Source organism: Nocardioides astragali (genome assembly GCF_024436375.1).
Lineage (GTDB): Bacteria > Actinomycetota > Actinomycetes > Propionibacteriales > Nocardioidaceae > Nocardioides > Nocardioides astragali.
The window spans coordinates 391,888-418,241 of record NZ_JAFMZM010000005.1; the positions used below are offsets into that span (position 1 = coordinate 391,888).

Genomic DNA, 26,354 nt, shown 5'->3' on the forward strand with positions numbered 1-26,354 from the left:
CTACTGCGGCCACGCGCTGCACACCTTCCTCCCCTGTTCGGAGACGTGCCGGTGCGTGCCGACCTTAGGCCCGTGCTCCACGGTCGCCATCTAGGGACCGGACCGCCGAGCAAGCCCCACCGTCGCAGCCGGGAGCCAGGACCACGTCTCGGCAGCACGCAGGAGCCACGATGTTGTCGGTCAGTTCGCGGATTACGGTTCCTGCCGGCAGCGGTTGAGCAGGGGTGGGCCGCTCATTCGATGAAGCCGGGGGCAGCGCCTTCCGCGAGCTTGAGGCGGGTCCACACGTTCATGTTGACGACCACGCCGACGATCTCAAGGATGGCCGACTCGTCGAAGTGGGCGGCCAGGTCGCGGTGCCGCGCCTCAAAACTGCGAGACACCTGCGGATCGGCGAGCAAGGTGAGCGCCTCGGTGTACGCCAGCGCGGCCCTTGTCGCAGGGTCGTGGAAGTCCGTCTCCCACCAGGCGCTCAGCGTGTCGATCACCGGATCGGCTATGCCGGCCGCACGCGCCGCGGCGTGATGCAGCTCGAGGCAGTAGGCACAGTGGTTGATCTGGGCCACGCGCAGCCGCAGCAGCTGCGCGAGTCGCGGCTCCACCGTCAGGACTGCCGTGTAGCCGAAGGTGTCAGCGCCGTGGCGACCCAGATGCGTCAGAGCGTCATTGCCGGCGGTGTCGACGCGGCGCAGGCGGTACCGGGTTGCGCCCGGAGTTGTGCGCGGGGGAGAGGCGGCGGGCTCCGACACCTCGGGGATCTGCGGCGGATCTTGTTCCATGTGGGCCTCCGGTCGTCGCGGGGATCGGGCCGAGTCCCGATGGCGTCGCGGCCAGCCTTCCTCGCTTGCGCCGTCCCCGGCATCGGTCAAGACACTGCACGCGGGCGCGCATCCGCGCACCAGGGCGGGCGGAAGCGTCGTTGCACGCCGCCCGACGCACGCCCGCGCCGACAGGTCGGCGCAGTCGTTCAGCCGATGCCGTTGGACGTCAACCGGCGAAACACTCCAAGGGCGGCGGCAGATGCCGTTGCGGCGCCTCGCCCGCGGTGGGGCCCTACTGAGACGACGATCGGAGAGCTCATGAACGAGTCGCTCGAGACTGCAGTCCTGGCTGGCGGATGCTTCTGGGGCATGGAGGAGCTGATCCGCAAGCGCCCAGGTGTCGTGTCCACGCGTGTCGGCTACACCGGCGGAACGGTGCCGAACGCCACGTACCGCAACCATGACGGGCACGCGGAGGCCATCGAGATCCTCTTCGACCCGGTGCAGACGTCGTTTCGCGACCTGCTGGAGTTCTTCTTCCAGGTCCACGACCCGACGACCAAGAACCGGCAGGGCAACGATGTCGGCACCAGCTACCGGTCGGCGATCTTCTACACCAACGAGGAGCAGCGCCAAGAAGCCGAGCGCACGATCGCCGACGTCGACGCGTCGGGGCTGTGGCCGGGGAAGGTGGTCACCGAGGTGACACCGGCCAGCGAGTTCTGGCTCGCGGAGATCGAGCACCAGGACTACCTGCAGAAGAACCCGTACGGCTACACCTGCCACTTCGTTCGCGAGGGATGGAAGCTCCCCGAGTCGAGCCGGCAAGCGTGAGCCGCGCCCGAGCGGCCCACCCACACGCACCGCATCGCACCCCGTGGTCGACCAGATGAGGGACGAGCCCATGCTGAGGCGCGCTGAAGTGGACGATCTGGTCGGCCGGTTGGCCGCCCCCGCCGAGGACGAGGTCGCCGCGCTCGACGCGTGGTGGCGGGCGAACAACTACCTCACCGTCGGTCAGATCTACCTGATGGCCAACCCGCTGCTGAACGAACCGCTGGCCGTCGAGCACATCAAGCCGCGGCTGCTGGGCCACTGGGGCACCAGCCCTGCGTTGTCGTTCATCTACGCCCACACGTCGCGACTGATCCGCGAGACCGGCCAGGAGGTGCTGTACCTGACCGGGCCGGGCCACGGTGGCCCGGCCCTGGTCGCCGCGGGCTACCTCGAAGGCACGTACACGGAGGTCTACCCCGACGTCACGCTGGACACTGAGGGGATGCGCCGGCTGTTCCGGCAGTTCTCCGCCCCGGGCGGCATCCCCAGCCACGTGTCGGTGACCACTCCCGGCTCGATCCATGAAGGCGGGGAGCTCGGCTACGTCCTGGTGCACGCGTTCGGCGCCGTGATGGACAACCCCGACCTCCTCGCCCTGGCGATCGTGGGGGACGGCGAAGCCGAGACCGGGCCGCTCGAAGGATCATGGAAGGGCATCTCGTTCCTCAACCCGGTCCGCGACGGCGCCGTGCTGCCTGTCCTGCATCTCAACGGCGCCAAGATCGCCGGCCCGACGGTCCTGGCGCGCAAGGACCCGGCCGAGGTGCGCTCGCTGCTCGAAGGCCACGGGTACGAGGTCCTCGAGGTCGAGGGCGAAGACGTCCCCGGCATGCACTACCGCTTCGCCGCCGCGCTCGCCCAGGCGTGGGGACGCATCCGCACCATCCAGGAATCGGCGCGCAGCGGCGACTGGGACGGCACCCGACCCCGGTGGCCGCTGATCGTGCTCCGCACCCCCAAGGGCTGGACCGGCCCCGACGTCGTCGACGGTGTCCAGGTGCGCGGCACCCACCGAGCACATCAGGTACCGCTGTCAGGGGTGCGCGAAAACCCCGAGCACCTGCGGCTGCTGGAGGAGTGGCTGCGCTCCTACGGCCCCGAGGAGCTGTTCGACGCCGACGGGAGTCCGGTCGACCTCGTGCGCCGCGTCACCCCGACCGGTGCCTTGCGGATGAGCGCGACCCCGCACGCCAACGGCGGGCTCTTGACGCAACCCCTGGACCTCCCAGATCACCGCGACCACGCGGTGGACGTCCCCGCCCCCGCCACCGTGCGGCACGAATCGACCCGCCAGCTCGGCGAGCTGCTGCGGGAGACCTACCGGCGCAACCCGCACACGTTCCGGCTGTCCTCCCCGGACGAGACCACCAGCAACCGTCTCGGTGCGGTCCTCGAGGCCTCCGACCGGGCGTTCGCCGAGCCGACCACCGCCGCCGACGACAAGGTGTCACGCGACGGCCGGGTGATGGAGGTGCTCTCCGAGCACAGCTGCCACGGCTGGCTCGAGGGCTACACGCTCACCGGCCGGCACGGCATGTTCGCCACCTACGAGGCGTTCGCAATGGTGAGCGCCTCGCAGACCATCCAGCACGCCAAGTGGCTCCAAGAGGCCGAGCACCTCCCATGGCGGGCCCGGATCCCGAGCCTGAACATCTTGTTGACCTCGACCGCGTGGCGCAACGACCACAACGGGTTCAGCCACCAAGGCCCCGGCCTCATCCAGAACGTCCTCAACGCACGCGGGACCGTCGCGCGGGTCTACCTCCCCCCTGACGCCAACTGCCTGCTGTCGGTCGCCGACCACTGCCTGCGGTCCACGTCGTATGTGAACCTGCTGGTCATCGACAAGCAGCCGCAGCTGCAGTACCTCACCGCCGCCCAGGCTGATGCGCACTGCGCCCGCGGCGCGGGCGTGTGGGAGTGGGCCGGCACCGACGACGGCACCGTCGACCCCGACATCGTGCTCGCGTGTGCCGGCGACGTCGTGACGATGGAGACCATCGCCGCCGCGCACATCTTGCGCGAACGGATGCCGCAGCTGCGCACCCGCGTCGTCAACGTCGTCGACCTGATGTCGCTGCTACGGCCGGGCGATCACCCGCACGGGATGGACGACACGGCGTTCAAGGAGCTGTTCACCGACCACGTCGACGTCGTGTTCGCCTTCCACGGCTACCCCGGCGCCGTGCACCAGCTGGTCCACGGCCGCCCAGCCGCGGACCGGTTCCGGGTACGCGGGTTCATCGAGGAAGGCACCACCACCACGCCGTTCGATATGGTGGTCCGCAACCACGCGTCGCGCTACCACCTGGTCATCGACGCCCTCGACCGCGCCCGCCGCACCCCCTCAGGCGCAAGCGCGCTCAAGACCTGGTGCCAGGAACGCCTTGCCGCCCACGAGGTGTACGTCGTCGAGCACCTCCAAGACATGCCCGAGGTACGGGACTGGTCCCTGACCGACCACGGCCACGACCACGAGCATGAGCATAAGCACGACCATGAGCACGACCATGACCATGAGCACGGGGCAGTCGGATGACCGATGCCTTCCGCTGCCCGATGGCGAGACGCTGGACTCGTCCACGACCGACCCCGTGCTCGAGGCGACAGCCCCCGCCCGCCACACAGCTCACCGCGAGGCGCGATGCGGGCCCACGCCCCCTGGCCACGCGACCGATCGACTCACCGACAGGAGACCCCCGATGAGCGGCACCCAGACAATGCCCGCAGCCAGCACGTCGTCCGACGACCTCGCGTACACCACCGCGGCTGACCTCGCCACACAGATCCGCCGGCGCGACCTGTCGCCGGTCGAGGTCATCGAAGCAGCGATCGACCGGATCGAGACGCGGAACCCCAGCCTCAACGCGTTCGTGTACCTCGGCTTCGACGATGCGCGTGCCCGCGCCAAGGACGCCGAGCAGGCCGTGATGAACGGCGACACCCTGGGGCCCCTGCACGGGGTGCCGTCGGCGCTGAAGGACCTCTTCGACTTCAAGCCCGGATGGCCCTCCAGCCTCGGCGGGATCCGGGCCCTCGAGCACAACGTCGTCGACGCCCAGTGCGGGTTCTGCGAACGCATGGAGACCCGCGGCGGCGCCGTGTTGCTGGGCAAGACCAACAGCTCGCTGATGGGTTTTCGCGGTACGTGCGACAACTACCTGTTCGGCGCCAGCCGCAACCCGTTCGACCTGTCGAAGAACACCGGAGGATCCTCAGGAGGCAGCGCTGCCTCCGTCGCCGACGGGCTGCTGCCCATCGCCGAGGGCACCGACGCCGGCGGGTCCATCCGCATCCCGGCGGCCTGGTGTGGTGTGTACGGCTACAAGGCGTCTTTCGGCCGGGTTCCGTTCCTCGCCAACCCCAACGCCTTCGGCAACGCAGACTCACCGTTCCTCTTCGAAGGCCCGATCACCCGCACCGTCGAGGACGCGGCCCTGGCCCTCAACGTCCTCGCCGGCTACGACTCCCGCGACCCGTTCAGCCTCACCGAGCGGGCCCCCGACTTCACCGCCGCCACCCGACGCTCCGTGCAAGGCATGCGGATCGCCTACAGCCCGAACCTCGACGTGTTCCCCGTCGATCCCAAGGTCGGCGACGTCGTCGCCAAGGCCGTGATGGCGTTCGAGGAGGCCGGCGCACACGTCGAGGAGGTCAACCTCGGCATCACCCGCTCACAGCAGGAGCTGAGCGACGTGTGGTCCCGGCTCTACATGCTGCTCAACCTGCAGGCCCTCGACGCCATGGCCGCCGCAGGCACGGACCTGCTCGGTGACCACCGCGCCGACTTCCCGCCCGAGTACCTGCACTGGGTCGAGGTCACGCAGCGCATGTCGGGACTCGACTTCTTCCGCGACCAGGCCGTGCGCACCGAGGTCTACCGCGGGTTCCAGAGCGTCCTGAACAACTACGACCTGCTGATCACCCCGACCCTCGCGTGCCCCCCGGTCGACAACGCCACCGACGGCAACACCGTGGGGCCGAGCTCGATCAACGGCGAGACGGTCGACCCGCTCATCGGCTGGTGCCTGACGTACTTCGTGAACTTCACCGGCCACCCCGCCGCGTCCGTGCCCGCCGGGCTCTCGGACGGGCTCCCGGTCGGCATGCAGATCATCGGGCGCCGCAACGACGACGTCTCCGTGCTCGCCGCCAGCGCCGCCTTCGAGAGACTGCGCCCGTGGCAGCACACCTACGAGGCGTGCCAGACCCGCAGCCTCGAGGTCTGAGGTCGTGCGCGCTCGCAGCGGGCAGCGAAGGGAGGCGTCGTGGTGGACGACTTCGAGGGCATAGCAGCCGTCGACCGGGAGCGGATTGCGCCGTTCCTCGTCCGGCGCGCGTTGACGGCCGGATCGCTGGTGTACGAGGACGGGGCGACCCAAGTGTTCAGCAGCGACGGGATGACGACCTACGTCGAAGACGGCCGCGTCAGCGCGGGGGAGTGGACGGTCGATGAGACCGGCCGGTTCGCGTCGTTCTGGCCGCCGCACTACACGGCCGAGTACGACCTGCGCTGGCTCGTCGAGGACGGACGGATCGTCGGGCTGAGGTTCCTCGGCCGCGACAGCGTCCCGTTCGTGGGCCGGTACCGCACCGGCGAGTGACGAGCGGCAATCGCACGCGGGCTAGCCATCCGCGTCCGGCTGGTCGAGACGTTCCAGCGCGGCCGCCAGCGCCGCACGTGTCGTGATGCCCAGCTTGGGAAACATGCGGTACAGCGCCGCACCGACCGAGCGGTGCGAGAGGTAGAGCCGCTCACCGATCTCACGGTTCGAGAGCCCCTGGGCCGCGAGGTCGGCGATTTCCCTCTCCCGGGGGCTGAGGACGTCCGCCCCGCTTTGCGAGGTGACGACGCGAGGGGACACGCTGGTGCCGGAGGCACGTAGCACCTTGGCTGCGCGTGCCTCCCACGGCCGTGCTCCGAGTCGGCCGAACGTGGTGGTGGCCTCGGTCAACCATGCGCGCGCGGCGGGATCGTTGCACCGGTGCAGGTGCTCCCCGTACGCGAGTTGAATGCGGGCACGGTCGAAGGGCCAGCGTCGACCATCGGGCGTCGCCAACGCGCGCTCGAAGAGGTTACTAGCCTCCTCGCCGGTCGACGCCAGGGCGGCACACCCGTCGGCGACCATCCTCAGGCGGGGCGAGATCCGGTCGATGCGGTGTTCGCGCATCGCCGCCACATGCTGTCGAGCCGCCCCGGCCCGCCCGGTGGCCATAGCGCTTTCGACCAAGTCGAACAGCACCCACAGCGCGTGCGGGTTATACGCAGCGAGCTCGCCGGCGGGGGCGATCCTCGTGACGTGTCCATACGCTGTCTCGTAGTCGCCCAAGCTGATGGACCGCAGCGTGAAGAGGTGCTCGGCGAACGAGCGCGTCAGGCCGGCACCGCGTTCCTCGGCCCACTCGGCCATCTCCTCGGCCGCGCGTAGCCCGCCCTCCTGATCACCGCGGGCCACGCGCACCAACTGGTCGATGTATCCGGCGAGAATGACTGAGTAGCGCCGGTACCCGTGTTGCTCGCACAGACGGACGCCTTCGGCCACAAGCTCCAGCGCCTCGTCCCACTGCCCGGTGAGCCAGTCGTCGACGCAACTAGAAACCAGCGCGTTGATCGACAAGGCCACCGCCCCGCCGTCGTATCCACTGTCCACGACACGTCTCAATGCCTGGCGACACTCTCCCATCCGGTCGGTGTACACACATGCCAAGGCGATGCGAGTGATGCGCAGCGGGTCCCGTTCGGCGTCGACGTGACGCAGCACCTCAGTCAGCAACGGCAGTGCGCTGGCACCTTGGTGAGACGCGTCACCGAACGCTCGGTGCACGAGGTCGACGAGCGGTGGGCACCCTGGGCCGAGCCGCTCGACTGCTTCGAGGAAAGGGCTCCATTGCGCGGGGCGTCCGCCGAACCAGCTCATCATCAGCAGGCTGTGCAGAGCATGCTCAAGCACACCGTCCGTGGGGTCGTCTCGACCGGGGTGTCGGTTGATGGCTTCGCGCAAGAGGCGGTGCGCCGTGTCGACTTCGCACTCGGAGTTGAGAAGCACGTACGTCGCGGCCAAGGTGGCTGGCAGGGACTGCGTTCCGGTGGAAGCGACGTCGTCGGCGTCCAACAGCGTACGCGCGGCCGAGCGCAGGTCACCGGTCACGTCAGCCTCGATGAACGCCCCCATCACTTGTCGGCGGGCTCGTTCGGAGGGCTCGGGGCTGAGCTCCGCTGCACGCTGCAACAGGCGGAGGCCGCCCGCGACGTCGCCACGTGCGGACGAGTCCCTGAACTGCAGCTCCAACTCCGTCGCCACGGTCTCATCCGGTTCCGACGTGGCGGCAGCCAGGTGCCAAGCACGACGCTCGGGAGAACGCTGCAGCGCCTGGGCGATGCGGGCGTGAGCTCGTAGGCGCTCCTCCTCGGTGGCCAGCTCCACCACCGTGGTGGTAACCAGCGGGTGGCGAAACCGAAGACGTCCGGCGGCTTCGTCCACGAGCACCAGACCGGCGTTCTCGGCCGGCGCGCTCAGGCCAAGCGGCTCCTCGGCACCCTTGGCCAACAAGCCCAAGTCGCCGCTGCCCTCCAAGGCATGCAGAAGCAGGAACTCACGCGTCCGATCAGGAAGTGCGCGGATGCGGGGTCCGAACAGGCGCAGCACTGCCGGCGCGGACGGCTCCTTGGCCGGCGACCTTCCTATCGACGACGTGTCGAGGACGTGTGGCAGTTCAAGCAGCGCCAACGGGTTGCCGTCTGCCTCGAGCAGTACACGCTCGCGGACCTGGGCCGGCAACCGCGGGAACGCTGAGTCCAGGAGGATGGCTGACTCCTCCTCGCCGAGGGGAGCGAGGCGGTGGTGGCGGAGGGATTCGTCCTCCAGGGGACTGCCCGAGCCGAAACGTGTCGCGCTCAGGAGACCTGCGCGCAGGCCAACCAGGCGCCGAGCGACGAAGGCAACGACGTCACACGTGTCCGGATCAACCCATTGAGCGTCATCCAGCACCAGGAGGACGGGGCCGTCGGCGGCGACCTGGCGCAACAGGGCCAGGACCGCATGCCCGAGCGCGCCGCGCCGCAGCGGCGGTCCGAGAGCACCGGCCAGACCGGTCTCGAGCGTCCCGCCGTGCACCGCATCGAGGTGCGCCACGTAGCCCCACAACGGCTCGAGAAGTTCACGCAATGCTCCGAAGCTGCTCCGGGTATCGAACTGGGCTGCGTCTGCTGCGAAGACCCTGATGCCGGCCGTCGTGGCCCTGTCCCGCGAGGCCTGCAGCAATGACGTCTTCCCGATTCCCGGGTCGCCGGAGACGACCAGGTGCGCCCCCGAAGTGGCGACCTCCTCGAGGAACGTAGCAATCACTGCAAGGCTCGTGTCCCGGCCGACAAGTGGGGTCGCGCCGCTAGCGCTGGTCATGGGGGTCACCCTTCGTTCTCGTCCTGTCGTCGGGCCTGCTGCAACGCGATGTGAAGGCCTCCTCGGCTGGTGACAGCGAGCTTGCGGTAGGCGCTGGCCAGGTGGGCTCCGACCGTGCGGGGTGAGATGAGGAGGCGTTCGCCGATCTGCTGGTTGGTCAGGCCCTGGGCGGCGAGCGAAGCGACGTGGTCCTCCTGGGGAGTGAGCACGGCTGGCCCGACCTGTGTGGCTGCGCCCTGCTTGGCCTCGCTGGTGGCTTGCAGTTCCTGGTTGGCTCGCTCCGCCCAGGGTCGTGCGCCGAGCCGTTCGAATATGTCGAGCGCGGTCCGCAGGTGGGGGCGGGCAGCCGCGGCTTCCCGTTCCCGACGCAGCGTCTGGCCGTAGCAGAGGTGGATCCGGGCCAGGTCGAAGGGCCACTGGTCAGCATCCTTGGTCTGCAACGCGCGCTCGTAGAGCTGTCGGTCGAAGGGGGCTGCAGCCATCGCGGCCGATCCGGCGACCAGCAGTTCGAGGCGGCTTGACAGCTCCGCAAGGCGGGCGTCGTGCATCGCCGCCACGTGAGCCGCCGCCTCCTCCAGATGCCCTGAGTGCACGGCTGCCTCGACCAGGTCCATCGACACCGCCATGGCCCAGCCGTCGTGGCTGCGCAACTCACCGGGCGCGGTGACGCCACACAGCTCTTGAAAGGCCCGTTCGAACTCGCCCCGCCCAAGGGCCTCGAGGCCGGCCGCGTAGTGGGCGTAGAGGAGCACGGTGTCGACTTGGCGGGGAGTGGCGTAGTTGTGCATCTGGTCGAGAAGGTCGCGCAGCTTGGCGGTCTGTCCCGTGCATGCTGCCAGCCAGCCTTGGGTCAGCTTCAGGGGCCAGATGAGCAGGCCGAAGTCGTGGTCGGTCACCATCTGGACGCCCTCGTCGGACAGTTCACGCGTGCGGGTCCACTCGCCCCGCTTGAAGCTCTCCACGGCCAGCAGCATCAGAGCCAGAGTTCCCGGACCGACCGATTTCCCACGGCGTGCGTCACGGATCAGTCGCATCAGTGGTTCATGTGCGGAGTAGATCCGGTCGACGAACACACCCGCGGTCGCGACCCGCTCGACGCGCACGGGGTCGCCCTCGTGCTCCAGGCTTGCGAGGGCTTCGTCGATGTCGTGCAGGTGTGCATGCGCACGCCGGGCTGGGTCGACCATCAACTGGTCCCACAGTGCCAGCACCGGGTAGGCCGACAGGTCCACCAGCGCTGTTGCCTCATGGTAAGCGGGCCACAGGCTCGGCCGTGCCGCGTACAGGCACACTTCGCAGAGGGTGTGGATCGCCTCGGCGACCATGTCTGGATCCGCTGAGGTGGTGTCGAGCTGCTGCAGGGCCGCGACAAGGACGCGGTGTGCTGTCGTGGTGTCGCCAGCGTTGTTCAACAGCAAATACGCCGTTGCGACGGCGGCCGCCAGTGTCCGTGCGCCACTCGGGTCGGCCAGGGCGGCCTCCTCCAGCAGGCGGGACGCGCCGTCCATGTCGAGGCCCCGGTCGGCGCCTTGGTAGGCGGCCTTGGCCAGGCGGCGTGCCCGTTCGGTCGGGTGGGGGCTCAGCTCGGCGGCACGCACCAACGTGCGGATCGCGCCGGTCGCGTCCCCCCGGTGAAGGGCCTTGCTTGCGGCGGCCTCCAACAACGTCGCCACGGTCTCGTCCGGCGTCACCGTCGCCGCGGCCAAGTGCCAGGCACGGCGCTCGTCCTCTTCGGCGTACCGCGAGGCCAGCGCCAGGTGTGCGTCACGGCGGTCGACGGCGGTCGACAGGTCGATGACGGTGCTTCGCACGAGGGGGTGTCGGAACGAGACCTGTCCGGGCCGTTGCCCGAGCTCGACGAGCCCGGCGCGTTCCGCCGGTAGAAGGGGGTCCAACCAGTCAAGGGTTGCGTCGGAGACGGGAAGCTCGGACTCGCCCAGCGCCAGGACAAGCAAGCGCTGACGAGTCGCTGGGGTCAACTGGCGAACGCGGCCCCCATAGAGCGCCTGCAGGCGCCCGGTCAGCGGCAGGTGGGCCGGTAGTTGCTCCCCGGAGCTGCGTCCCCGCAGGTCGAGTGCGGTGGGCAGTTCGAGCAGGGCCAACGGGTTGCCTGCCGACTCCACCAGAACGCGCTCCAGCACCTGGCTGTCCGTTTGGGGGAAGCGTGCCGTCAGCAGCGCCTTGGCGTCAGCCTCGGCAAGCGGCTCCACACGCAGGCGCGGATACCCGGACGCGTCGAACAGGGTATGGACGCCAGTCCGCTGGAGCACGAGGAACCTTACGTTCGAGCCAGGCAGCGACCGTGCGGTACGACCGAGAACGTCCGCGCTTGCGGAGTCCACCCACTGCAAGTCGTCGATCACCACGACGACCGGTGTCCTGCGTCCCAGGTCGGTGAGTAGGGCCGCTAGTGCCTCGGCAACCTGGGGGAAAAGGCCTTGTCCCAGCTCGCCATACCCCAAGGCGGCGTGGAGGCTGTCGCGGTGTGCGGCGGGAAGGGCATCCACGTGGTCGACGACGGGACCGAGCAGCTGCGTCAGGCTGGCGTAACCGATGTCCGCCTCCGACTGGACTCCTCCACCGGACAGGACCGTCGCCTCGTGTGCCCGCTCCAGGTCCGATACGGCGCGCGACAAGGCCGTCTTCCCCACACCGGGGTCACCTTCGATGACCATGGTCGTGCCCATGGGGTCATCAAACGCTGCGGTGCCGCGCAGGAACTCGGTGACCTGGCTGATCTCTCGGTCGCGCCCGACCAAAGTCCCCAACGGGACAGTCTCGGGTTGAGCTCCGTCCATCTCGCTCTCCCCTCGGCGTCGTTCGAGATGATGGCCAGCGCGGGCTCTGCGGCCTTCAGGCCCGCGGCGACTATTCGTGCGCGGTTGTGCCTCGACGCCCGAGCAGCCCCACCGCGGAGACCCGTCACAGCGTCGCCCGACTGCGAATGGACGGTGCTAGATGGAAGCCTGCCACTCGGACCGCCCGTGGTCCACGAGCGGTTGCAACTACGGGTTGAGTTGCAACTTCCTAGGCGCCTTCAACTGCACGTGGGGGCCGCGAGTCGCAGCTACAAGACGAGGAGCGCTAGCGCTGGTCATGGGGGTCACCCTTCGTTCTCGTCCTGTCGTCGGGCCTGCTGCAACGCGATGTGAAGGCCTCCTCGGCTGGTGACAGCGAGCTTGCGGTAGGCGCTGGCCAGGTGGGCTCCGACCGTGCGGGGTGAGATGAGGAGGCGTTCGCCGATCTGCTGGTTGGTCAGGCCCTGGGCGGCGAGCGAAGCGACGTGGTCCTCCTGGGGAGTGAGCACGGCTGGCCCGACCTGTGTGGCTGCGCCCTGCTTGGCCTCGCTGGTGGCTTGCAGTTCCTGGTTGGCTCGCTCCGCCCAGGGTCGTGCGCCGAGCCGTTCGAATATGTCGAGCGCGGTCCGCAGGTGGGGGCGGGCAGCCGCGGCTTCCCGTTCCCGACGCAGCGTCTGGCCGTAGCAGAGGTGGATCCGGGCCAGGTCGAAGGGCCACTGGTCAGCATCCTTGGTCTGCAACGCGCGCTCGTAGAGCTGTCGGTCGAAGGGGGCTGCGGCCATCGCGGCCGATCCGGCGACCAGCAGTTCGAGGCGGCTTGACAGCTCCGCAAGGCGGGCGTCGTGCATCGCCGCCACGTGAGCCGCCGCCTCCTCCAGATGTCCTGAGTGCACGGCTGCCTCGACCAGGTCCATCGACGCGCCGAGGTTCCAGCCGTCGTGGCTGCGCAACTCACCTGGCGCGGTGACGGCGCTGAGTTCGCGGAACGCCCGCTCGAAGTCCCCTTCGCTGAGAGCGCCCAGGCCGGCCGCGTGGTGGGCGTAGAGGAGCACGACGTCAACTTGACGGGGAGTTGCGTAGTTGTGCATCTGGTCCAGGATGTCGCGCAGCTCGGCGGTCTGCCCGGTAACTGCTGTCAGCCAGCCCTGGGTCAGCTTCAGGGGCCACAGGAGAAGGCCGAACTCATGCTCAGTCACCAGCCGAACCCCCTCGTCGGCCAGCTCACTCGCGCGGGTCCATTCGCCACGCCTGAAACCCTCCACGGCCAACGCCATCAAAGCGATGGTCCCAGGGCCGACCGACTTTCCGGCGCGTGCGTCACGAACGAGCCGCATCAGCGCGTTATGTGCGGAGTAGATCCGGTCGACGAACACACCCGCGGTGCCGACGCGCTCGACGCGCACGGGGTCGCCCTCGTGCTCCAGGCTTGCGAGGGCTTCGTCGATGTCGTGCAGGTGTGCATGCGCACGCCGGGCTGGGTCGACCATCAACTGGTCCCACAGTGCCAGCACCGGGTAGGCCGACAGGTCCACCAGCGCTGTTGCCTCATGGTAAGCGGGCCACAGGCTCGGCCGTGCCGCGTACAGGCACACTTCGCAGAGGGTGTGGACCGCTTCGGCGACCATGTCTGGATCCGCTGAGGTGGTGTCGAGCTGCTGCAGGGCCGCGACAAGGACGCGGTGTGCTGTCGTGGTGTCGCCAGCGTTGTTCAACAGCAAATACGCCGTTGCGACGGCGGCCGCCAGTGTCCGTGCGCCACTCGGGTCGGCCAGGGCGGCCTCCTCCAGCAGGCGGGACGCGCCGTCCATGTCGAGGCCCCGGTCGGCGCCTTGGTAGGCGGCCTTGGCCAGGCGGCGTGCCCGTTCGGTCGGGTGGGGGCTCAGTTCAGCAGCGCGAACCAACGTGCGGATCGCGCCGGTCGCGTCCCCCCGGTGAAGGGCCTTGCTTGCGGCGGCCTCCAACAACGTCGCCACGGTCTCGTCCGGCGTCACCGTCGCCGCGGCCAAGTGCCAGGCACGGCGCTCATCGTCTTCGCCATATCCGGCGGCAAGGCTCAGGTGGGCATCTCGGCGGTCGACGGCGGTCGAGAGATCGATGACTGTGGTTCGCACGAGTGGGTGACGGAACGAGATGTTGCGTTCTTGCCGATCCAGCTCGACGAGCCCAGCCCGCTCTGCCGGTAGTAGGGGGTCCAGCCATTCCAGGCTCGAATCGTCGGAGATCGGAAGGCGCGACTCACTCAATGCCAGGACAAGCAGGAGCTGACGTGTCGTGGGGGACAGCTGGCGAACACGCCCCCCATACAGGTTCTGCAGGCGTTGGGTTAGCGGCAGATGGGCCGGCAGCTGTCCACCGGAGGCGCGTTGGCGCACGTCGAGTGCGGTGGGCAGTTCGAGCAGGGCCAACGGGTTGCCTGCCGACTCCACCAGAACGCGCTCCAGCACCTGGCTGTCCGTTTGGGGGAAGCGTGCCGTCAGCAGCGCCTTGGCGTCAGCCTCGGCAAGCGGCTCCACACGCAGGCGCGGATACCCGGACGCGTCGAACAGGGTATGGACGCCAGTCCGCTCGAGCACGAGGAACCTTACGTTCGAGCCACGCAGCGACCGTGCGGTACGACCGAGAACGTCCGCGCTTGCGGAGTCCACCCACTGCAAGTCGTCGATCACCACGACGACCGGTGTCCTGCGTCCCAGCTCCGCGAGCAGGGCCGCTAGTGCCTCGGCAACCTGGGGGAAAAGGCCTTGTCCCAGCTCGCCATACCCCAAGGCGGCGTGGAGGCTGTCGCGGTGTGCGGCGGGAAGGGCATCCACGTAGTCGACGACGGGACCGAGCAGCTGCGTCAGGCTGGCGTAACCGATGTCTACCTCCGACTGGACTCCTCCACCGGACAGGACCGTCGCCCCGTGTGCCCGCTCCAGGTCCGATACGGCGCGCGACAAGGCCGTCTTCCCCACACCGGGGTCACCTTCGATGACCATGGTCGTGCCCAAAGGGACGGCCGGAGATCCGGTGCCGCGCAGGAACTCGGTGACCTGACGAATCTCTCGGTCGCGACCGATCAAACCCTGCGAGGCCGGAAGGCCGACGTCGTCTCTGCCCATGCTCAGCTCTCCCCGCCCGTCATCCAACGAGATGTTCTCGGGGGCCGCGGCCCGAAGCATGCGGCGGATTGGTCCTAGCGGTTGCTTGATGACGCCCGACCTGTGCCTTCAGGGGGAGGACGACATCGTTCCAGTGGAGCCACGGTTGGGTCACACTGATCTCCAACGGTGTCACGGCATCCTTTGGTGCGTCTAGGCCTCATTGCACTTCTGCCTGTAAGCACTCATCGTGCCGGATTGGCGGCCCGTTCATGTCGTCCGTCGCGCGGGGCGCGTCAGCGTGCTGCGGCGGTGATGAAGGCGAGCATCGCGGCCGGTTGACGGCCGGTACGCCACACCGCTCACAGGTCCATCATCCACGGCGGGTCGAAGGGACAGACCTGCCACGGCCACGCAAGGTGTCGGCCAGCGGAGGGGTCAGCGGGGTCAGCGCCTTGTACTCGACGGCGTTGCGAGCCATCCGCTCTGAAGGGCGCACGGTCAGCTGACCTAGTGGACACGTGGGCGCTCATGGTCGAGGCAGTGCAGCTGTGCGACGGTGTAGTCGAAGGTCACCGGCGAGTCGCCACGCTGGAAGAGCACCACGGGCTCATCCTGGGGTCGCCGCCCCCGCGCGACTGCTCGTACTCCAGCCAGGGCGCTCATGGGCGGTAACGCTGCCACGACCGTCACCTCTGCCGCCGTCGCGCATTGCAGCCCGTCCCTTGGAACGCTGCGTTCCAACGGACGCGCGGGAGCGGCGCCGGGCACAGGGCTCCTGCCGCGCCGGCATTCCTGGGCGCGTTAGCCGTTGCCGAGGCGCCGGGTCACGTCGACCACCAGCTGGCCCTGATAGCGGGCGGCCTCCAAGGTGGCATCGGAGGGCGGGCCGTCGTTGCTGGTGGAGCTCGTGCCGTACGGGTTGCCGCCGGCAGCGAACAGCAGCGGGTCGGTGTAGCCGGGAGCAACGATGAGGGACCCCCAGTGGTAGAACACGTTGTTGAGCGCCAGGATCGTCGACTCCTGACCTCCGTGGGTGTTCATCGACGACGTGAACGACGTGACCGGCTTGCCGACGAAGGCGCCCTGCTGCCACAGGCCCCCGGTGCGGTCAAGCAGTTGCTTGAGCTGGGCTGCCGGGAGGCCGAATCGCGTGGGGGTGCCGAACGCGTAGCAGTCGGCCCACGCGAGGTCATCCATGGTCGCCTCGAGCACGGAGAACTTGGTGGCGTCCACGAAGGTGCGCCATGCCGGGTTCGAGTCGATCGCGTCCTCCCCGGCGAGCTCGGGGGCGCGCCGGACGCGGACCTCCGCCCCCGCCTTCTCGGCGCCTTCGGCGACGGCGTTGGCCATTGCGTGGACGGCTCCGGTTGCGGAGTAGTAGACGACTGCCATCTTGACGGACATGGGCACCTCGCGGGTCGTAGCGGAAGGTTCGGAACGGGACCCTCCGATCATTGAGGACCACCGCGCTTGCCTTCATCGGTCATCTGACTTCCCCCACCGGGTAGCCGCGACCAACGGGTGCGGGAGCTCGGCGTATGCAGTCGATTGACCGACGCTCATCGACGACGTCCGCGGCGAGACTCGACGCAAGAACTCCTCGCGTCGAAGGACAGCCACCATGGGCAACGCCACCGCTCAGAGCGGGAATCCCTCACTGCTTCCTCGTCTCGGACCGGTGCGCACCATCGACACCCGCACCCTGACCGTCGGCTACGTCGAAGAAGGCCCACCGGATGGCGAGGTGGTCCTGCTGCTGCACGGGTTCCCCTACGACGTGCACTCCTACGTGGACGTGATCCCGCGACTGGTCCACAGCGGCCTGCGCGTCATCACTCCCTACCTGCGCGGTCACGGGCCCACCCAGTCACGCGGCAGCACGGCCGCCGTCTCGGGTGAGCAGGCAGCGCTCGGTGCCGACGTGCTTGAGCTCCTGGACGCCCTCGAGATCGACCGGGCAGTGCTCGCAGGCTTCGACTGGGGCGGTCGAGCCGCGTGCATCGCAGCCGCGTTGTGGCCGCAACGATGCGCCGGCCTGGTGTCCGTGAACGGCTACCTCATCCAAGACCTAGCCGCCGCACAGAAACCGCTTCCGCCGCGGCTGGAGGCCGGGTTCTGGTACTTCTGGTACTTCGCCACGGACCGCGGTGCTGCCGGCCTGGCCGCCGATCGTCGCGGAGTCGCGGAAGTGATCTGGGCGAAGAACTCACCAGCCTGGCAGTTCGACGACGAGATGCTGGACCGGGCGGTCGCCGCGTTCTACAACGAGGACTACGTCGACGTGGTCCTGCACTCATACCGCCACCGGCTCGGCCTGGCGCCAGGCCACCCCGACTACGCCGACATCCAAGCGCGGCTCGACACGCTGCCACCCATCACCGTCCCTGCAGTCACATTGGACGGCACCCGAGACGGCAACTTCCCCGCCACCGACGGGAAGGCAGGTGCCGCCCACTTCACCGGTCCGCGGGTCCACCTTCAAGTGCCCGGTGCCGGGCACAACCTCCCGCAGGAGGCACCCGACGTGTTCGCCGGCGCGGTGATGGAGGTCCGGGCGATCGCCCGCCATGCCGCTGCGCACGGCGCAGAAGCCTTCAACGCCGACCGGGACGAGGTGAGGTCCCCATGACCCACCACGACCACACGAGCGCGCCGAACAGCGCAGCAGAGCAAGGCACTTTGCTCCACCTCGCATCCGACCGACCCGCGAGCCGATCGGCGCCCGACAACATGCAGATCCCACGGCCGCCGACAACAGCTGGGACCGATGATCGGATCGATGCCGACCTGCTGGCCAAGGCGATACGCCTGCACGCTGACTTGGTGCCTCGGCAGGCCTATCGCCTCACCGGTGACGTGCACGCCGCCGAGGACCTGTCCCAGGACGTCTTCGTGCGCGTGCTCCGGTCGCTGCCGCGCTTCGACCCTGACAGGGGGTCCATGGAGGGTTGGCTGTACCGAATCACCATGAACCTGTTCCGCGACCAGGTGCGCAGAAACCGCCTGCGGCAACCGCACAGGTTCTATGCGGCAGCGGAGCCGACTTGCTCGCGGCCACGCCCCGATGAGCTCGTGCTGGCTCGTCACCTGGACCCCGACCTCGAGGCGGCGCTGCGGTCGCTGACACCAGCCATGCTCGACACCGTCCTGCTGGCCGACGTGGCTGGACTGAGCCACCGAGAGATCGCCGCGATGACAGGGGTCGCGCGGGGCACCGTCGCCAGCCGTCTGTGCCGCGCTCACGCCCGCCTGCAGGCACAGCTGTCGTCACACCACGCCGACCACGTCGCGTGAGGACGCATGCGCCGCGCACGACACAGGGCCGGCCCGGATGCCCCGCACCACCACCGCACTGATGAGGAGTTCCAACATGTCTCAGTTCACTGCCGGCTTCGCTGGCCGCCGTCGAGACACGGCGAAGAAGCTTCCTCCCGGCCAGTACGACACGGGCAGCAGCTGGCCGGTCCTGGCCGTCGAGGTGACACCGGCGGTCGACCTGGACGCCTGGTCGATGACGGTCGACGGCTCCGTCGAGTCGCCGGTGACCTGGTCGTGGTCGGAGATCCACGAGCTGCCCGGCTCTGAGTACGCAGGTGACATCCACTGTGTGACGACGTGGTCGAAGTTCGACACCAGGTTCGCCGGAGTCAGCGTGGACACGCTGCTGGCCGCTGCGAAGCCGACCTCCGGCGCTGCGTTCCTGCTGGCTCACTCGAGCACCGGGTACAGCACGAACATGCCGCTGGCCGACGTGACGGACGGCAAGGCATGGGTTGTCTGGGAGTTCGACGGCAAGCCGTTGGCTCCCCAGCACGGAGGACCGGCTCGGCTGCTGGTCCCGCACCTGTACTTCTGGAAGTCCGCGAAGTGGGTGAACCGATTGGAGCTCCTTGACGAGGACAAGCGGGGTTTCTGGGAGGAGCGCGGGTACCACGATCGCGGTGACCCGTGGCAGGAGCAGCGCTACCACTCCTCGTGAGGTCCCAGGCCGCCGGCCACCCCAAGCAGGCGTGCGCCTGAGCGGGCCGGCGCGGCGCTCGAGCGTCGCAGGTCCGCTGAGGCTGCGAGGACGCAGATCCGCGTCCGCACACCGCCCACCCCTGCAGCGACGCTCCACAGGAGCGAGCTGTGACAGCCGTAGCCCCCGGGCCAGCAGTAGAGCCAGGCGACGTCGCGAAGACGACTCGCGGTTGGCTTGAAGAGTGCAGGGACCTTCATCAAGGCGCCGGGCGCGTCGCACCGACCGGCGCCTCGGTCACCGTCGGATGCGCGAGAGGTGTCCGGCTCTCACCAGGCCGTGTTCAAGAAGTCGTCGATCAGGGGAGCGACCTGGGGCAGGTGGTCCTCTAGGAGGAAGTGCCCGCCGTCGAAGAGCCGAACCTGTGCCTGCGGGAGGTCCTTGGTGAACGCTCTCGCACCATCTGCGGGAAAGAACGGGTCCTCGACACCCCACAGCACCAGAGTCGGGGGATGGTGGCGGCGCAGCCATTCCTGCCACACCGGGTACCGGGCAACGTTGCTCGGATAGTCGAAGGCCAGGTCCAGCTGGGCGTCGAGACGCCCAGGCAGATCGAGGAAGTGCTGGTCCAGCGTCCACCCATCGGGAGAAATGAGGTCCTCGTGGGCGCCGGTTTCGTACTGGTGCCGGGTGCCTTGGAGAGTCATGAGCTGACGGACCGCCGGCTCGGATGCCGGGTCCCGCCGGTCCAGCATGATGAACTCGCGCGTCTCGGGCGGCAGGCCCTCGTCGTACAAGTTCCCGTTCTGCACGATCAGGCCGGCGAACCAGTCGGGGTGCCGTTCCGCGACCCGCATCCCCACGGGACCGCCGAAGTCGAACAGGTAGGCGACGAAGCGGTCCAGGTGGAGAGCGGTGCAGAACTCCTCGACGATGTCGGCGAGCCGGTCGAAGGAGAACTCGAAGTCAGGCCTGACCTCGGTGTGGCCGAACCCCGGGTAGTCGAGGGCGATCATGCGATGCCGGTCGCCCAGCGCGTCGATGAGCCGGCGGAACTGGTGGGAGGCGGACGGGAAACCGTGCAGGAGCAGCACCGTCGCGCCTCGCTCGCTAGCTGGTACGGATTCGCGGTAGAACACTCGAGCCGCGCTCAGGTCGAGATGGTGGTAGGTGACGTTGGGTACCGGCATGTGTGGTCCTCGTAATCTTGATGCGACGCGACGCGCGACGGGAAAAGGGAGTCTCAGGCGGGTTGGGGTCGCCTGAGCGCGTGACCCGAGGACGCGAGGAGGCGATGCACCGACGCGACGGCAGCGGATCCTTCGCCGACGGCCGCAGCGACTCGCTTGACCGATCCGGCGCGGACGTCCCCGACGGCCAGCACGCCCGGAATGCTGGTCTCGTAGGGCAGGGGCTCTCGACCCATGAGCTGCCACATCACACCCAGGTCGTGGGGCTGCAGGTCGCGGTCGGTGCGCACGAACCCGTGCGCGTCGCGGGCGGCTTCGCCCAGGTAGTCCGTGATGGGTGAGGCGCCGATGAAGCAGAACAGGCCCACGCACGGCAGCATCGTCACGGTGCCTGAGGCGTCCTGGACGTCGACGGCCTCCAAGGACCGGCTGCCGTGGAGTGCGGTGACGCTCGTCGCGGTGCTGAGAGTGATGTCGGGGTGAGCGCGCACCCGGCCAGCCAGGTAGCGCGACATGCGCGCCTCGAGATCGGTTCCGCGCAGCACCAGCGTCACGCTGCTGCCGGCTTCTGCGAGGAAGATGGCCGCCTGGCCGGCGGAGTTCGCTCCGCCCACGATGACGACGGGCCCTCCGGCGCACGCGCGGGCCTCGAGCTCGGTGGCCGCGTAGAAGATGCTGGTGTTCTCGTACTGGGTCCAGTCGTCAAGCGGCAGGGTGTTGTAGTGCGCGCCGCTGGCGATGACGACGCAGCGGGTCAGCACCCGCGACCCGCTCTCCAGCTCGACGCTCAGGTCGCCGTCCACGGAACTCAACCCGGTGACCGCGCACGGGTTCGAGACCTGCGCCCCGAACTTGTGGGCTTGGACGAGGGCCCGGCTGGTGAGCTCACCGCCGGCGATGCCGGAGGGGAAGCCGACGTAGTTCTCAATCCGAGCGCTAGCGGCGGCCTGGCCACCGATGCTCTTGCCCTCCAAGAGCAGGGTGTCGAGTCCTTCCGACGCGCTGCACAAGGCAGCAGCGAGTCCGGCCGGGCCGCCTCCGATGATGACCACGTCACGCACGGTGTCGTCGTGATGGTCTGCTTGCAGGCCCAGCATCGCGGCCAGTGAGGTCGGGGTGGCGTTACGTTCGATGCGCCCCAAGGCGATCGCCACCGGCAGGTCGAGCGACCCGGCCTGGACGGCGGAGGCCAAGGCGGCGCCCTTTGTGGTGTCGACGTCGAGCCACAGGTGCGGCACCTGCTGGCGGGCGGCCCAGGTCCGCAGTGCGCTCGACTCGCTGCACCAGCGGCTGCCGAGGATCTCGACGCTGCGCGCACCTTCCCCGCTGCGCAGGTAGGCACGGCGAGCCACGAACATCCGCAGGATGCGATCGGAGAGGCGGGCGTCCTCGCGCATCAGGCGCGCGAACGCCTCCTTGTCGATCAAGGTGACGGCCCCGGCCTGGCTGACGCGTGCGGTGAGGTAAGGCGTCTGTCCGGTGAGGAGGTTGAGCTCGCCAAGGAACTGTCCGGGCCCGTGGGTGCTCAACAGCGCGGCGGGGGCGTCCGGGGTGCCGGGTCGTTCGACGTCGACGGCGGCCGTCTCGATGACGACGAAATTCTCGTTCGGCTCGCCGGGGGCGAACAGGATGTCACCGGCTGCCACCTCATGGGACGTGCCGTAGGCGCGCAGGCGCACCAGATCGGTGTCGTCGAGCTGCGCGCCGGCTTCGTGTGCGGGTCTCACGGGCTGCCCCTTTCGGTGGTCGGGCGGTGTTCAAGGTGAAGGCGGTGGTCCTTGATGGCGCTGCAGTGCGAGGGCTCTCGCCTCAAATCCGGGACTCCCGGAACTCAGGCGTGGGTGTAGTCGAGGTCGGCGTAGTCGGGATGGCGTTTCAGCCATGCCTTGGCGTAGGGGCACACGACGATGACGCGGCGGTGTTCGCCTTTGGCCTGGTTCAGCGCGGCTTGGACGAGCTGCCCGGCGTATCCCTTGCCTTGCTGGTCGGGGTCGACCTCCGTGTGTTCGAGGACGAGGATGTCGCGGGCGCGCTGGTAGTGCAGTTCCCCCACGCGGGTGTCGTCTTCGTAGAGCTCGAGGCGGTTGCGGTCGGCGACGTCCTCGATGCGGGTGCTCATGGCTGCATCGCGATCTCGAGGCTCCGCAGCCCGGGCATCTCCAGCCAGGTGGAGATGGGGGTGGTGGCCCACCGCATCAAGATGGTGTCGCACTCCGCGCAGCGCAGCACGACGCCGGGGCCGGCGTTGTAGGCGGGCACCTCGGCCACCGCGGCGCGGTTGCCGCAGAAGTTGCACACGCCCATGGCGTCGGTGATGTCACGCCCGAAGATGTCGGACATGGCGCCGGCGAGGCCGTTGCCGTCGACGTGCCACCCGGGTTGTTGGCGTTGCTCGCGTGGGATGTTCATGTGGAGCTCCCTTCTCCGTACCGTTCGGCGCGGATGCGTTCGGGGTCGTAGCCGAAACCGACCAGGAGGGTGAGGACCGTCTCGACGAACCCGGTGGGTCCACACACGAAGGCGGACGGTTTGAGGTCCGGGTTGATGGCGTGCTGGCGCAGGTCGTCTGCGGTGATCCGTCCCGGAGGTCGTGTCGAGGCGGCGGTGGGTTGGCGGGTGTACAGGAAGGTCACCGTTCCTTCTGCGTGAAGGGAGGCGAGCTCTGGGCGGTACAGCATGTGAACGGCGCTGGGCAGCGAGTACAGCAACCGCATCTGCGCTGGATGCTGCTGGGCGTCGTGGGTGCGCAACATGCTCATGAGCGGCACGATCCCGCTGCCCCCGCCGATGAGCTGGACCGGCTCGGTGTCGGAGGTGTCCCAGACGAACCACTTGCCCAGTGGCCCGCGGATCTCGAGGTGGTGGCCGGGGCGTGCGCCTTGGGTGAGGTAGGTGGACACCTCGCCGCCCGGGGTGGTGTCGACGGTGATCTCGACTGTTCCCGATCCGCCGGCCGAGGCCAGCGAGTAAGGGCGCACGGCGGAGTAGCCGTCGGGGGCGGTGAGCCGCAGGTCGACGTGCTGCCCGGGTACGTGGCCGGGCCAGTCGTCGACGTCGAGCCGCAGCGTCGTGGCCGTCGCGGATTCGCGCCGGACGTCACTGATCGTGGCGGGCAGCCACGTCAGTCGCGGGAGTGCCGCTGCTCTAGCCACGGGTCGCCGTATCGGTGGTAGCCGAGCGACTCCCAGAAGCCCGGTTGGTCGGTTGCCATCAGCGTGAGGCCGGTGATCCACTTGGCGCTCTTCCACAGGTACAGGTGCGGCACGAGGAGTCGCACCGGCCCGCCGTGCTCGGGGGACAGCGCCTGGCCGTCGTACTCGAACACGAGCCAGGCCCGGCCGCCGAGGAGGTCCGCGAGCGGGATGTTCGTGCGGTAGCCGCCGTAGCTGCTGGCCATCACGTGGGCTGCTGTCGGGTCGTCGATGTCGGCGAGGAGCGCTTCGACGGGTACGCCGCGCCAGCGGGTGCCGAGCTTGGACCAGCGTGTCACGCAGTGGATGTCAACGGTGATGTCCTCGGCCGGCAGCTGGTGCAGGCGTGTCCAGTCGAAGACGTGCTTGTGGCCGGTGGTGGTGGTGACGGTGCACTCCCAGGCGCTGGTGGAGATCAGCGGGGTGGGTCCGGCGCTGAGTACCGGGAATCCGCGTGCCAGGTGTTGGCCGGGTGGGAGGTCAACGCCTTGGGGCGAGGCCTTGCCGACGAAGCCTTCGGTGATGGTCATGGGTCGCGTTCCTCTCCTGCGTCGGCTGGTGTGGGTGACGGGGTGCGTCGTGGTGTGCGTCAGTCAGCTGTCCGTTCGTCGGGGTGGCCGGTGTTGGGTCGGGCCTGCGGCACGGCGGGAGGTCACTGCACTGCTCCGGGATGAGGCAGGTAGTTCTCGACCTGCGCGACCGGGCGCACGTGCGCCTCGTCTGGGTCCAGGTGCACGGCGCTCAGCGCGCGGCGCTGACGCAGCAGGTCCCAGCACTGGTCCAGCTCTTCCTCGAGCTGGTGCAAGGCGGCGCGTTCGTTGATCCTGTCGGTGTCGCCGGGGCTCGCGAGGTGGGCGCGCAGGTCGCGCTCGCGGGCGACGAGGACGGCGACCTGTGCGAGGAGGGCCTTCTCCTGGTCCGGGTTCATCTGGGTGCTCCCTCGTCGATCCGTTGGGGCAGGGCCGTCAGCGTCTGGTCGTCCTCGGAGAGGTGACGCAACGCGACGCGGGTGAGCTGGACCCGTGAGTTCACGTCGAGCTTGTTGTAGATGGAACGCAGGTGAGTGGAGATGGTGTTCACCGACACGAACAGCGCAGCCGCGGTGGCGCGGTTGGTGTGGCCTTGCACGACCAGGCGCACGACGCGGACCTCGGTGTCGGTGAGAGCGAGCCATCCGAACCGCGGGCGTCGGGGATGGCGCGGGTGTGGGGTGTCGCGCCGCGGGCTGGTGTGCTGAGGAGTTGACCGGGGTGGCTGTGCCGGGCCTGCGGTGCCGGTCAGGGGCGGACGCACCGGGGCGAACGGTAGGAGTCCGACCGGCGTCAGTTCGTTCCTGGGCGCGGGCGGTCGAGAGGGACGCCGGGTGCTCGCGGCACGGCGGGCGATGGGAGCCTCGGGTGATGGCTGGAGACGGGCGGGGTGGACCCAGGTCACCGCGTCGTCGTGCAGTAGTCCGACGAGCTGCTGCACGAGCCAGTCGGCGTCCGGGTCGAGGCTGGTGCGGTCGTCGATGACGATCAGGATGGCCCGATGGCGGGCGTGGCGTCGCAGCAGTCCTTCGAGGAAGCGGAGCTGGGCGGCGCGTCGGCCGTGCAGCGCGTGCAGCAGACGTACCGATCCGGGGGAGATGACGGGCGCGCGGCCGGTCGAGAGCACCGACGCGAACGCGGTCACGGACGTCTCCGTGTCGGCGCGGTGGATGCGAGCCACCGCGGCGCCGGCGCTGGTCGCCCAGTCGATCAGGGCCTCAAGTGGGGTCTGTTGGCCCGAAGCGCGGGTCTCCACCGACCTGAGGGGCACGGTGGGCCGGTGTCGCTGCTCGATCGTGTCGCGGAGAGCCTTGAGCTGCCAGTCGATGTCTCGTACCCCACAGCTGCGCGTCTTGGGGCCGTCCGGTGCCGTCACCGCGTACAAGTGGCGGGCCGTGGCGCTCACGTGCCCACCGCCGCGGCCGGCTGAGCGTCGGTGTCCTTGCCAGTCTCGGCGCCCGCGTCGGCGCCCGCGTCGGTGCCTGCGTCGGTGCCGATGCCCGCGGCCGGCTCGGTCGGCGGTGCCGCGCCCCGCGGCGGTGCGGCGTCGGGGACGTGGGCGGGCCGCAGGGCGTCGAACTCGCGCCGCAGGACGGGGATCACGTGCTCGCCGAGGAGCTCGAGCTGTTCGAGCACGGTGGCCAGGGGGAGGCCGGCGTGGTCGATGAGGAACAGCTGGCGCTGGTAGTCGCCGACGTACTCGCGGAACCCCAGGGTGCGGTCGATGATCTCCTGGGGGCTGCCGACGGTCAGCGGCGTCTGCTCGGTGAACTCCTCCAAACTGGGTCCGTGCCCGTAGACGGGAGCGTGGTCGAAGTAGGGCCGGAACTCGGCGACGGCGTCTTGGCTGCGGGGGCGCACGAACACCTGCCCTCCGAGTCCGACGATGGCTTGGTCGGCGGTGCCGTGCCCGCCGGACTCGAATGCTCGACGGTACAGCGAGACCATCTGCCGGGTGTGGCGGGCGGGCCAGAAGATGTGGTTGGCGAAGAACCCGTCGCCGTAGAGGCCGGCGAGGCGGGCGACGTCGGGGTTGCGGATGGCGCCGTGCCACACGAACGGCGGCTCGTCGTTCAGCGGCCGCGGTGTGGCGGTGAACTGCCGCAGCGGTGGGCGGAACTGGCCTTCCCAGTCGACGACGTCCTCGTCCCAGAGTCGGCGCAGCAGGGCGTAGTTCTCGACCGTCAGGTTCCAGCTGTTGGAGATCTCCTGGCCGAACCACGGGTACACCTCGGCGGTGTTCCCGCGACCCAGCACGATGTCGACGCGTCCACCGCTGAGGTGCTGCAGCATCGCGTAGTCCTCGGCCAGCTTGACCGGGTCGTTCGTGGTGATCAGCGTGGTCGAGGTCGACAGTCGGAGCCGCTGGGTGCGTGCGGCGATGTAGCCGAGCAGCGTGGTCGGTGACGAGGGCACGAACGGCGGGTTGTGGTGCTCGCCGGTGGCGAACACGTCCATGCCGACTTCCTCAGTCTTCTCCGCGATCGCGACGATGGCGGCGATGCGTTCCCCTTCGGTGGGGAGCCGGTCGGTCGTCGGGTCGGGTGTGACGTCTCCGACGGTGAACACTCCGAACTCCATGGTGTCCCTCTTCTCGCTCAGTGGCG

21 protein-coding genes are annotated in these 26,354 nt (G+C 69.0%); 7 read left to right on the forward strand and 14 right to left on the reverse strand.

The features are described 5' to 3' along the window. Positions 1–233: 233 nt before the first annotated feature. Entirely contained in the window at positions 234–779 is a 546-nt protein-coding gene (locus J3P44_RS18895) for a carboxymuconolactone decarboxylase family protein (RefSeq protein WP_255892014.1), read from the reverse strand. Between the two features lie 300 nt (positions 780–1,079). On the opposite strand from J3P44_RS18895, the gene msrA reads away from it, so the two are divergent. The 4 genes from msrA to J3P44_RS18915 all read left to right on the forward strand — a co-directional run bounded on the left by msrA (position 1,080) and on the right by J3P44_RS18915 (position 6,202). Continuing rightward, positions 1,080–1,595 carry a peptide-methionine (S)-S-oxide reductase MsrA gene (msrA, locus tag J3P44_RS18900; RefSeq protein WP_255892015.1) on the forward strand — a complete coding sequence of 172 codons (516 nt, stop codon included), beginning with the start codon at positions 1,080–1,082 and terminating at the stop codon, positions 1,593–1,595. Between the two features lie 88 nt (positions 1,596–1,683). Continuing rightward, positions 1,684–4,137 (forward strand): phosphoketolase family protein, encoded by a 2,454-nt coding sequence (locus tag J3P44_RS18905; protein ID WP_255892016.1) that lies wholly within the window; start codon positions 1,684–1,686, stop codon positions 4,135–4,137. Positions 4,138–4,300: 163 nt separating this feature from the next. Further along, complete coding sequence (locus J3P44_RS18910) at positions 4,301–5,827, forward strand: amidase (RefSeq protein WP_255892017.1); 1,527 nt, start codon at positions 4,301–4,303, stop codon at positions 5,825–5,827. Positions 5,828–5,869: 42 nt separating this feature from the next. Beyond that, complete coding sequence (locus J3P44_RS18915) at positions 5,870–6,202, forward strand: hypothetical protein (protein ID WP_255892018.1); 333 nt, start codon at positions 5,870–5,872, stop codon at positions 6,200–6,202. Positions 6,203–6,223: 21 nt separating this feature from the next. Here the strand turns inward: J3P44_RS18915 and J3P44_RS18920 are convergent, their stop codons facing one another. From J3P44_RS18920 to wrbA, 4 genes are all read right to left on the reverse strand, one after another. Then, the gene (locus tag J3P44_RS18920; protein WP_255892019.1) at positions 6,224–8,998 is read right to left on the reverse strand and encodes an ATP-binding protein; all 2,775 of its coding nucleotides are present in this window, start codon (positions 8,996–8,998) and stop codon (positions 6,224–6,226) included. Between the two features lie 5 nt (positions 8,999–9,003). Next, the gene (locus J3P44_RS18925; protein ID WP_255892020.1) at positions 9,004–11,757 is read right to left on the reverse strand and encodes an ATP-binding protein; all 2,754 of its coding nucleotides are present in this window, start codon (positions 11,755–11,757) and stop codon (positions 9,004–9,006) included. 344 nt (positions 11,758–12,101) lie between these two features. Next, positions 12,102–14,957, reverse strand: coding sequence for an ATP-binding protein (locus J3P44_RS18930; RefSeq protein ID WP_255892021.1), 2,856 nt, complete (start codon positions 14,955–14,957; stop codon positions 12,102–12,104). A 723-nt stretch (positions 14,958–15,680) separates the two neighbouring features. Next, positions 15,681–16,283 carry an NAD(P)H:quinone oxidoreductase gene (gene wrbA, locus J3P44_RS18935; RefSeq protein ID WP_255892022.1) on the reverse strand — a complete coding sequence of 201 codons (603 nt, stop codon included), beginning with the start codon at positions 16,281–16,283 and terminating at the stop codon, positions 15,681–15,683. A 274-nt stretch (positions 16,284–16,557) separates the two neighbouring features. Between wrbA and J3P44_RS18940 the strand changes: the two genes are divergently transcribed. From J3P44_RS18940 to J3P44_RS18950, 3 genes are all read left to right on the forward strand, one after another. Further along, positions 16,558–17,508, forward strand: a complete 951-nt coding sequence (locus tag J3P44_RS18940) for an alpha/beta fold hydrolase (protein ID WP_255892023.1) — start codon at positions 16,558–16,560, stop codon at positions 17,506–17,508. After that, the gene (locus J3P44_RS18945) at positions 17,505–18,173 is read left to right on the forward strand and encodes a sigma-70 family RNA polymerase sigma factor (RefSeq protein WP_255892024.1); all 669 of its coding nucleotides are present in this window, start codon (positions 17,505–17,507) and stop codon (positions 18,171–18,173) included. The genes J3P44_RS18940 and J3P44_RS18945 overlap by 4 nt, the downstream gene beginning before the upstream one ends. 76 nt (positions 18,174–18,249) lie before the next feature. Then, positions 18,250–18,858, forward strand: a complete 609-nt coding sequence (locus J3P44_RS18950; RefSeq protein ID WP_255892025.1) for a sulfite oxidase-like oxidoreductase — start codon at positions 18,250–18,252, stop codon at positions 18,856–18,858. Positions 18,859–19,166: 308 nt separating this feature from the next. Here J3P44_RS18950 and J3P44_RS18955 read toward each other — a convergent pair whose 3' ends face one another. The 9 genes from J3P44_RS18955 to J3P44_RS18995 form a co-directional block, all read right to left on the reverse strand. Continuing rightward, a complete protein-coding gene (locus J3P44_RS18955; RefSeq protein ID WP_255892026.1) occupies positions 19,167–20,027 on the reverse strand; it encodes an alpha/beta fold hydrolase in 861 nt (286 codons plus the stop codon). Between the two features lie 53 nt (positions 20,028–20,080). Further along, on the reverse strand, positions 20,081–21,754 hold the full coding sequence (locus J3P44_RS18960) for an FAD-dependent oxidoreductase (protein ID WP_255892027.1): 1,674 nt from the start codon (positions 21,752–21,754) through the stop codon (positions 20,081–20,083). A 104-nt stretch (positions 21,755–21,858) separates the two neighbouring features. Next, complete coding sequence (locus tag J3P44_RS18965) at positions 21,859–22,146, reverse strand: GNAT family N-acetyltransferase (RefSeq protein ID WP_255892028.1); 288 nt, start codon at positions 22,144–22,146, stop codon at positions 21,859–21,861. After that, positions 22,143–22,436 (reverse strand): DUF6510 family protein, encoded by a 294-nt coding sequence (locus J3P44_RS18970; protein WP_255892029.1) that lies wholly within the window; start codon positions 22,434–22,436, stop codon positions 22,143–22,145. Before J3P44_RS18970 ends, J3P44_RS18965 begins: the two co-directional genes overlap by 4 nt. Continuing rightward, a complete protein-coding gene (locus tag J3P44_RS18975; protein ID WP_255892030.1) occupies positions 22,433–23,179 on the reverse strand; it encodes an FAD-binding oxidoreductase in 747 nt (248 codons plus the stop codon). Before J3P44_RS18975 ends, J3P44_RS18970 begins: the two co-directional genes overlap by 4 nt. Next, positions 23,149–23,748: a molybdopterin-dependent oxidoreductase gene (locus J3P44_RS18980; RefSeq protein WP_255892031.1), complete on the reverse strand. Its 600-nt coding sequence runs from the start codon at positions 23,746–23,748 to the stop codon at positions 23,149–23,151. Before J3P44_RS18980 ends, J3P44_RS18975 begins: the two co-directional genes overlap by 31 nt. Before the next feature lie 122 nt (positions 23,749–23,870). Beyond that, entirely contained in the window at positions 23,871–24,146 is a 276-nt protein-coding gene (locus J3P44_RS18985) for a DUF2630 family protein (RefSeq protein WP_255892032.1), read from the reverse strand. After that, positions 24,143–25,153 carry a helix-turn-helix transcriptional regulator gene (locus J3P44_RS18990; RefSeq protein WP_255892033.1) on the reverse strand — a complete coding sequence of 337 codons (1,011 nt, stop codon included), beginning with the start codon at positions 25,151–25,153 and terminating at the stop codon, positions 24,143–24,145. The genes J3P44_RS18985 and J3P44_RS18990 overlap by 4 nt, the downstream gene beginning before the upstream one ends. Next, positions 25,150–26,328: a CE1758 family FMN-dependent luciferase-like monooxygenase gene (locus tag J3P44_RS18995; RefSeq protein WP_255892034.1), complete on the reverse strand. Its 1,179-nt coding sequence runs from the start codon at positions 26,326–26,328 to the stop codon at positions 25,150–25,152. Before J3P44_RS18995 ends, J3P44_RS18990 begins: the two co-directional genes overlap by 4 nt. Between the last annotated feature and the right edge of the window lie 26 nt (positions 26,329–26,354).

Bases quoted from the DNA above. Each gene is read 5' to 3' on its own strand.
- J3P44_RS18895 (WP_255892014.1), bottom strand. From the start codon at position 779: ATGGAACAAGATCCGCCGCAGATCCCCGAGGTGTCGGAGCCCGCCGCC.
- msrA (WP_255892015.1), top strand. From the start codon at position 1,080: ATGAACGAGTCGCTCGAGACTGCAGTCCTGGCTGGCGGATGCTTCTGG.
- J3P44_RS18910 (WP_255892017.1), top strand. From the start codon at position 4,301: ATGAGCGGCACCCAGACAATGCCCGCAGCCAGCACGTCGTCCGACGAC.
- J3P44_RS18920 (WP_255892019.1), bottom strand. From the start codon at position 8,998: ATGACCAGCGCTAGCGGCGCGACCCCACTTGTCGGCCGGGACACGAGC.
- J3P44_RS18930 (WP_255892021.1), bottom strand. From the start codon at position 14,957: ATGCTTCGGGCCGCGGCCCCCGAGAACATCTCGTTGGATGACGGGCGG.
- wrbA (WP_255892022.1), bottom strand. From the start codon at position 16,283: ATGTCCGTCAAGATGGCAGTCGTCTACTACTCCGCAACCGGAGCCGTC.
- J3P44_RS18945 (WP_255892024.1), top strand. From the start codon at position 17,505: ATGACCCACCACGACCACACGAGCGCGCCGAACAGCGCAGCAGAGCAA.
- J3P44_RS18950 (WP_255892025.1), top strand. From the start codon at position 18,250: ATGTCTCAGTTCACTGCCGGCTTCGCTGGCCGCCGTCGAGACACGGCG.
- J3P44_RS18955 (WP_255892026.1), bottom strand. From the start codon at position 20,027: ATGCCGGTACCCAACGTCACCTACCACCATCTCGACCTGAGCGCGGCT.
- J3P44_RS18965 (WP_255892028.1), bottom strand. From the start codon at position 22,146: ATGAGCACCCGCATCGAGGACGTCGCCGACCGCAACCGCCTCGAGCTC.
- J3P44_RS18970 (WP_255892029.1), bottom strand. From the start codon at position 22,436: ATGAACATCCCACGCGAGCAACGCCAACAACCCGGGTGGCACGTCGAC.
- J3P44_RS18980 (WP_255892031.1), bottom strand. From the start codon at position 23,748: ATGACCATCACCGAAGGCTTCGTCGGCAAGGCCTCGCCCCAAGGCGTT.
- J3P44_RS18985 (WP_255892032.1), bottom strand. From the start codon at position 24,146: ATGAACCCGGACCAGGAGAAGGCCCTCCTCGCACAGGTCGCCGTCCTC.
- J3P44_RS18995 (WP_255892034.1), bottom strand. From the start codon at position 26,328: ATGGAGTTCGGAGTGTTCACCGTCGGAGACGTCACACCCGACCCGACG.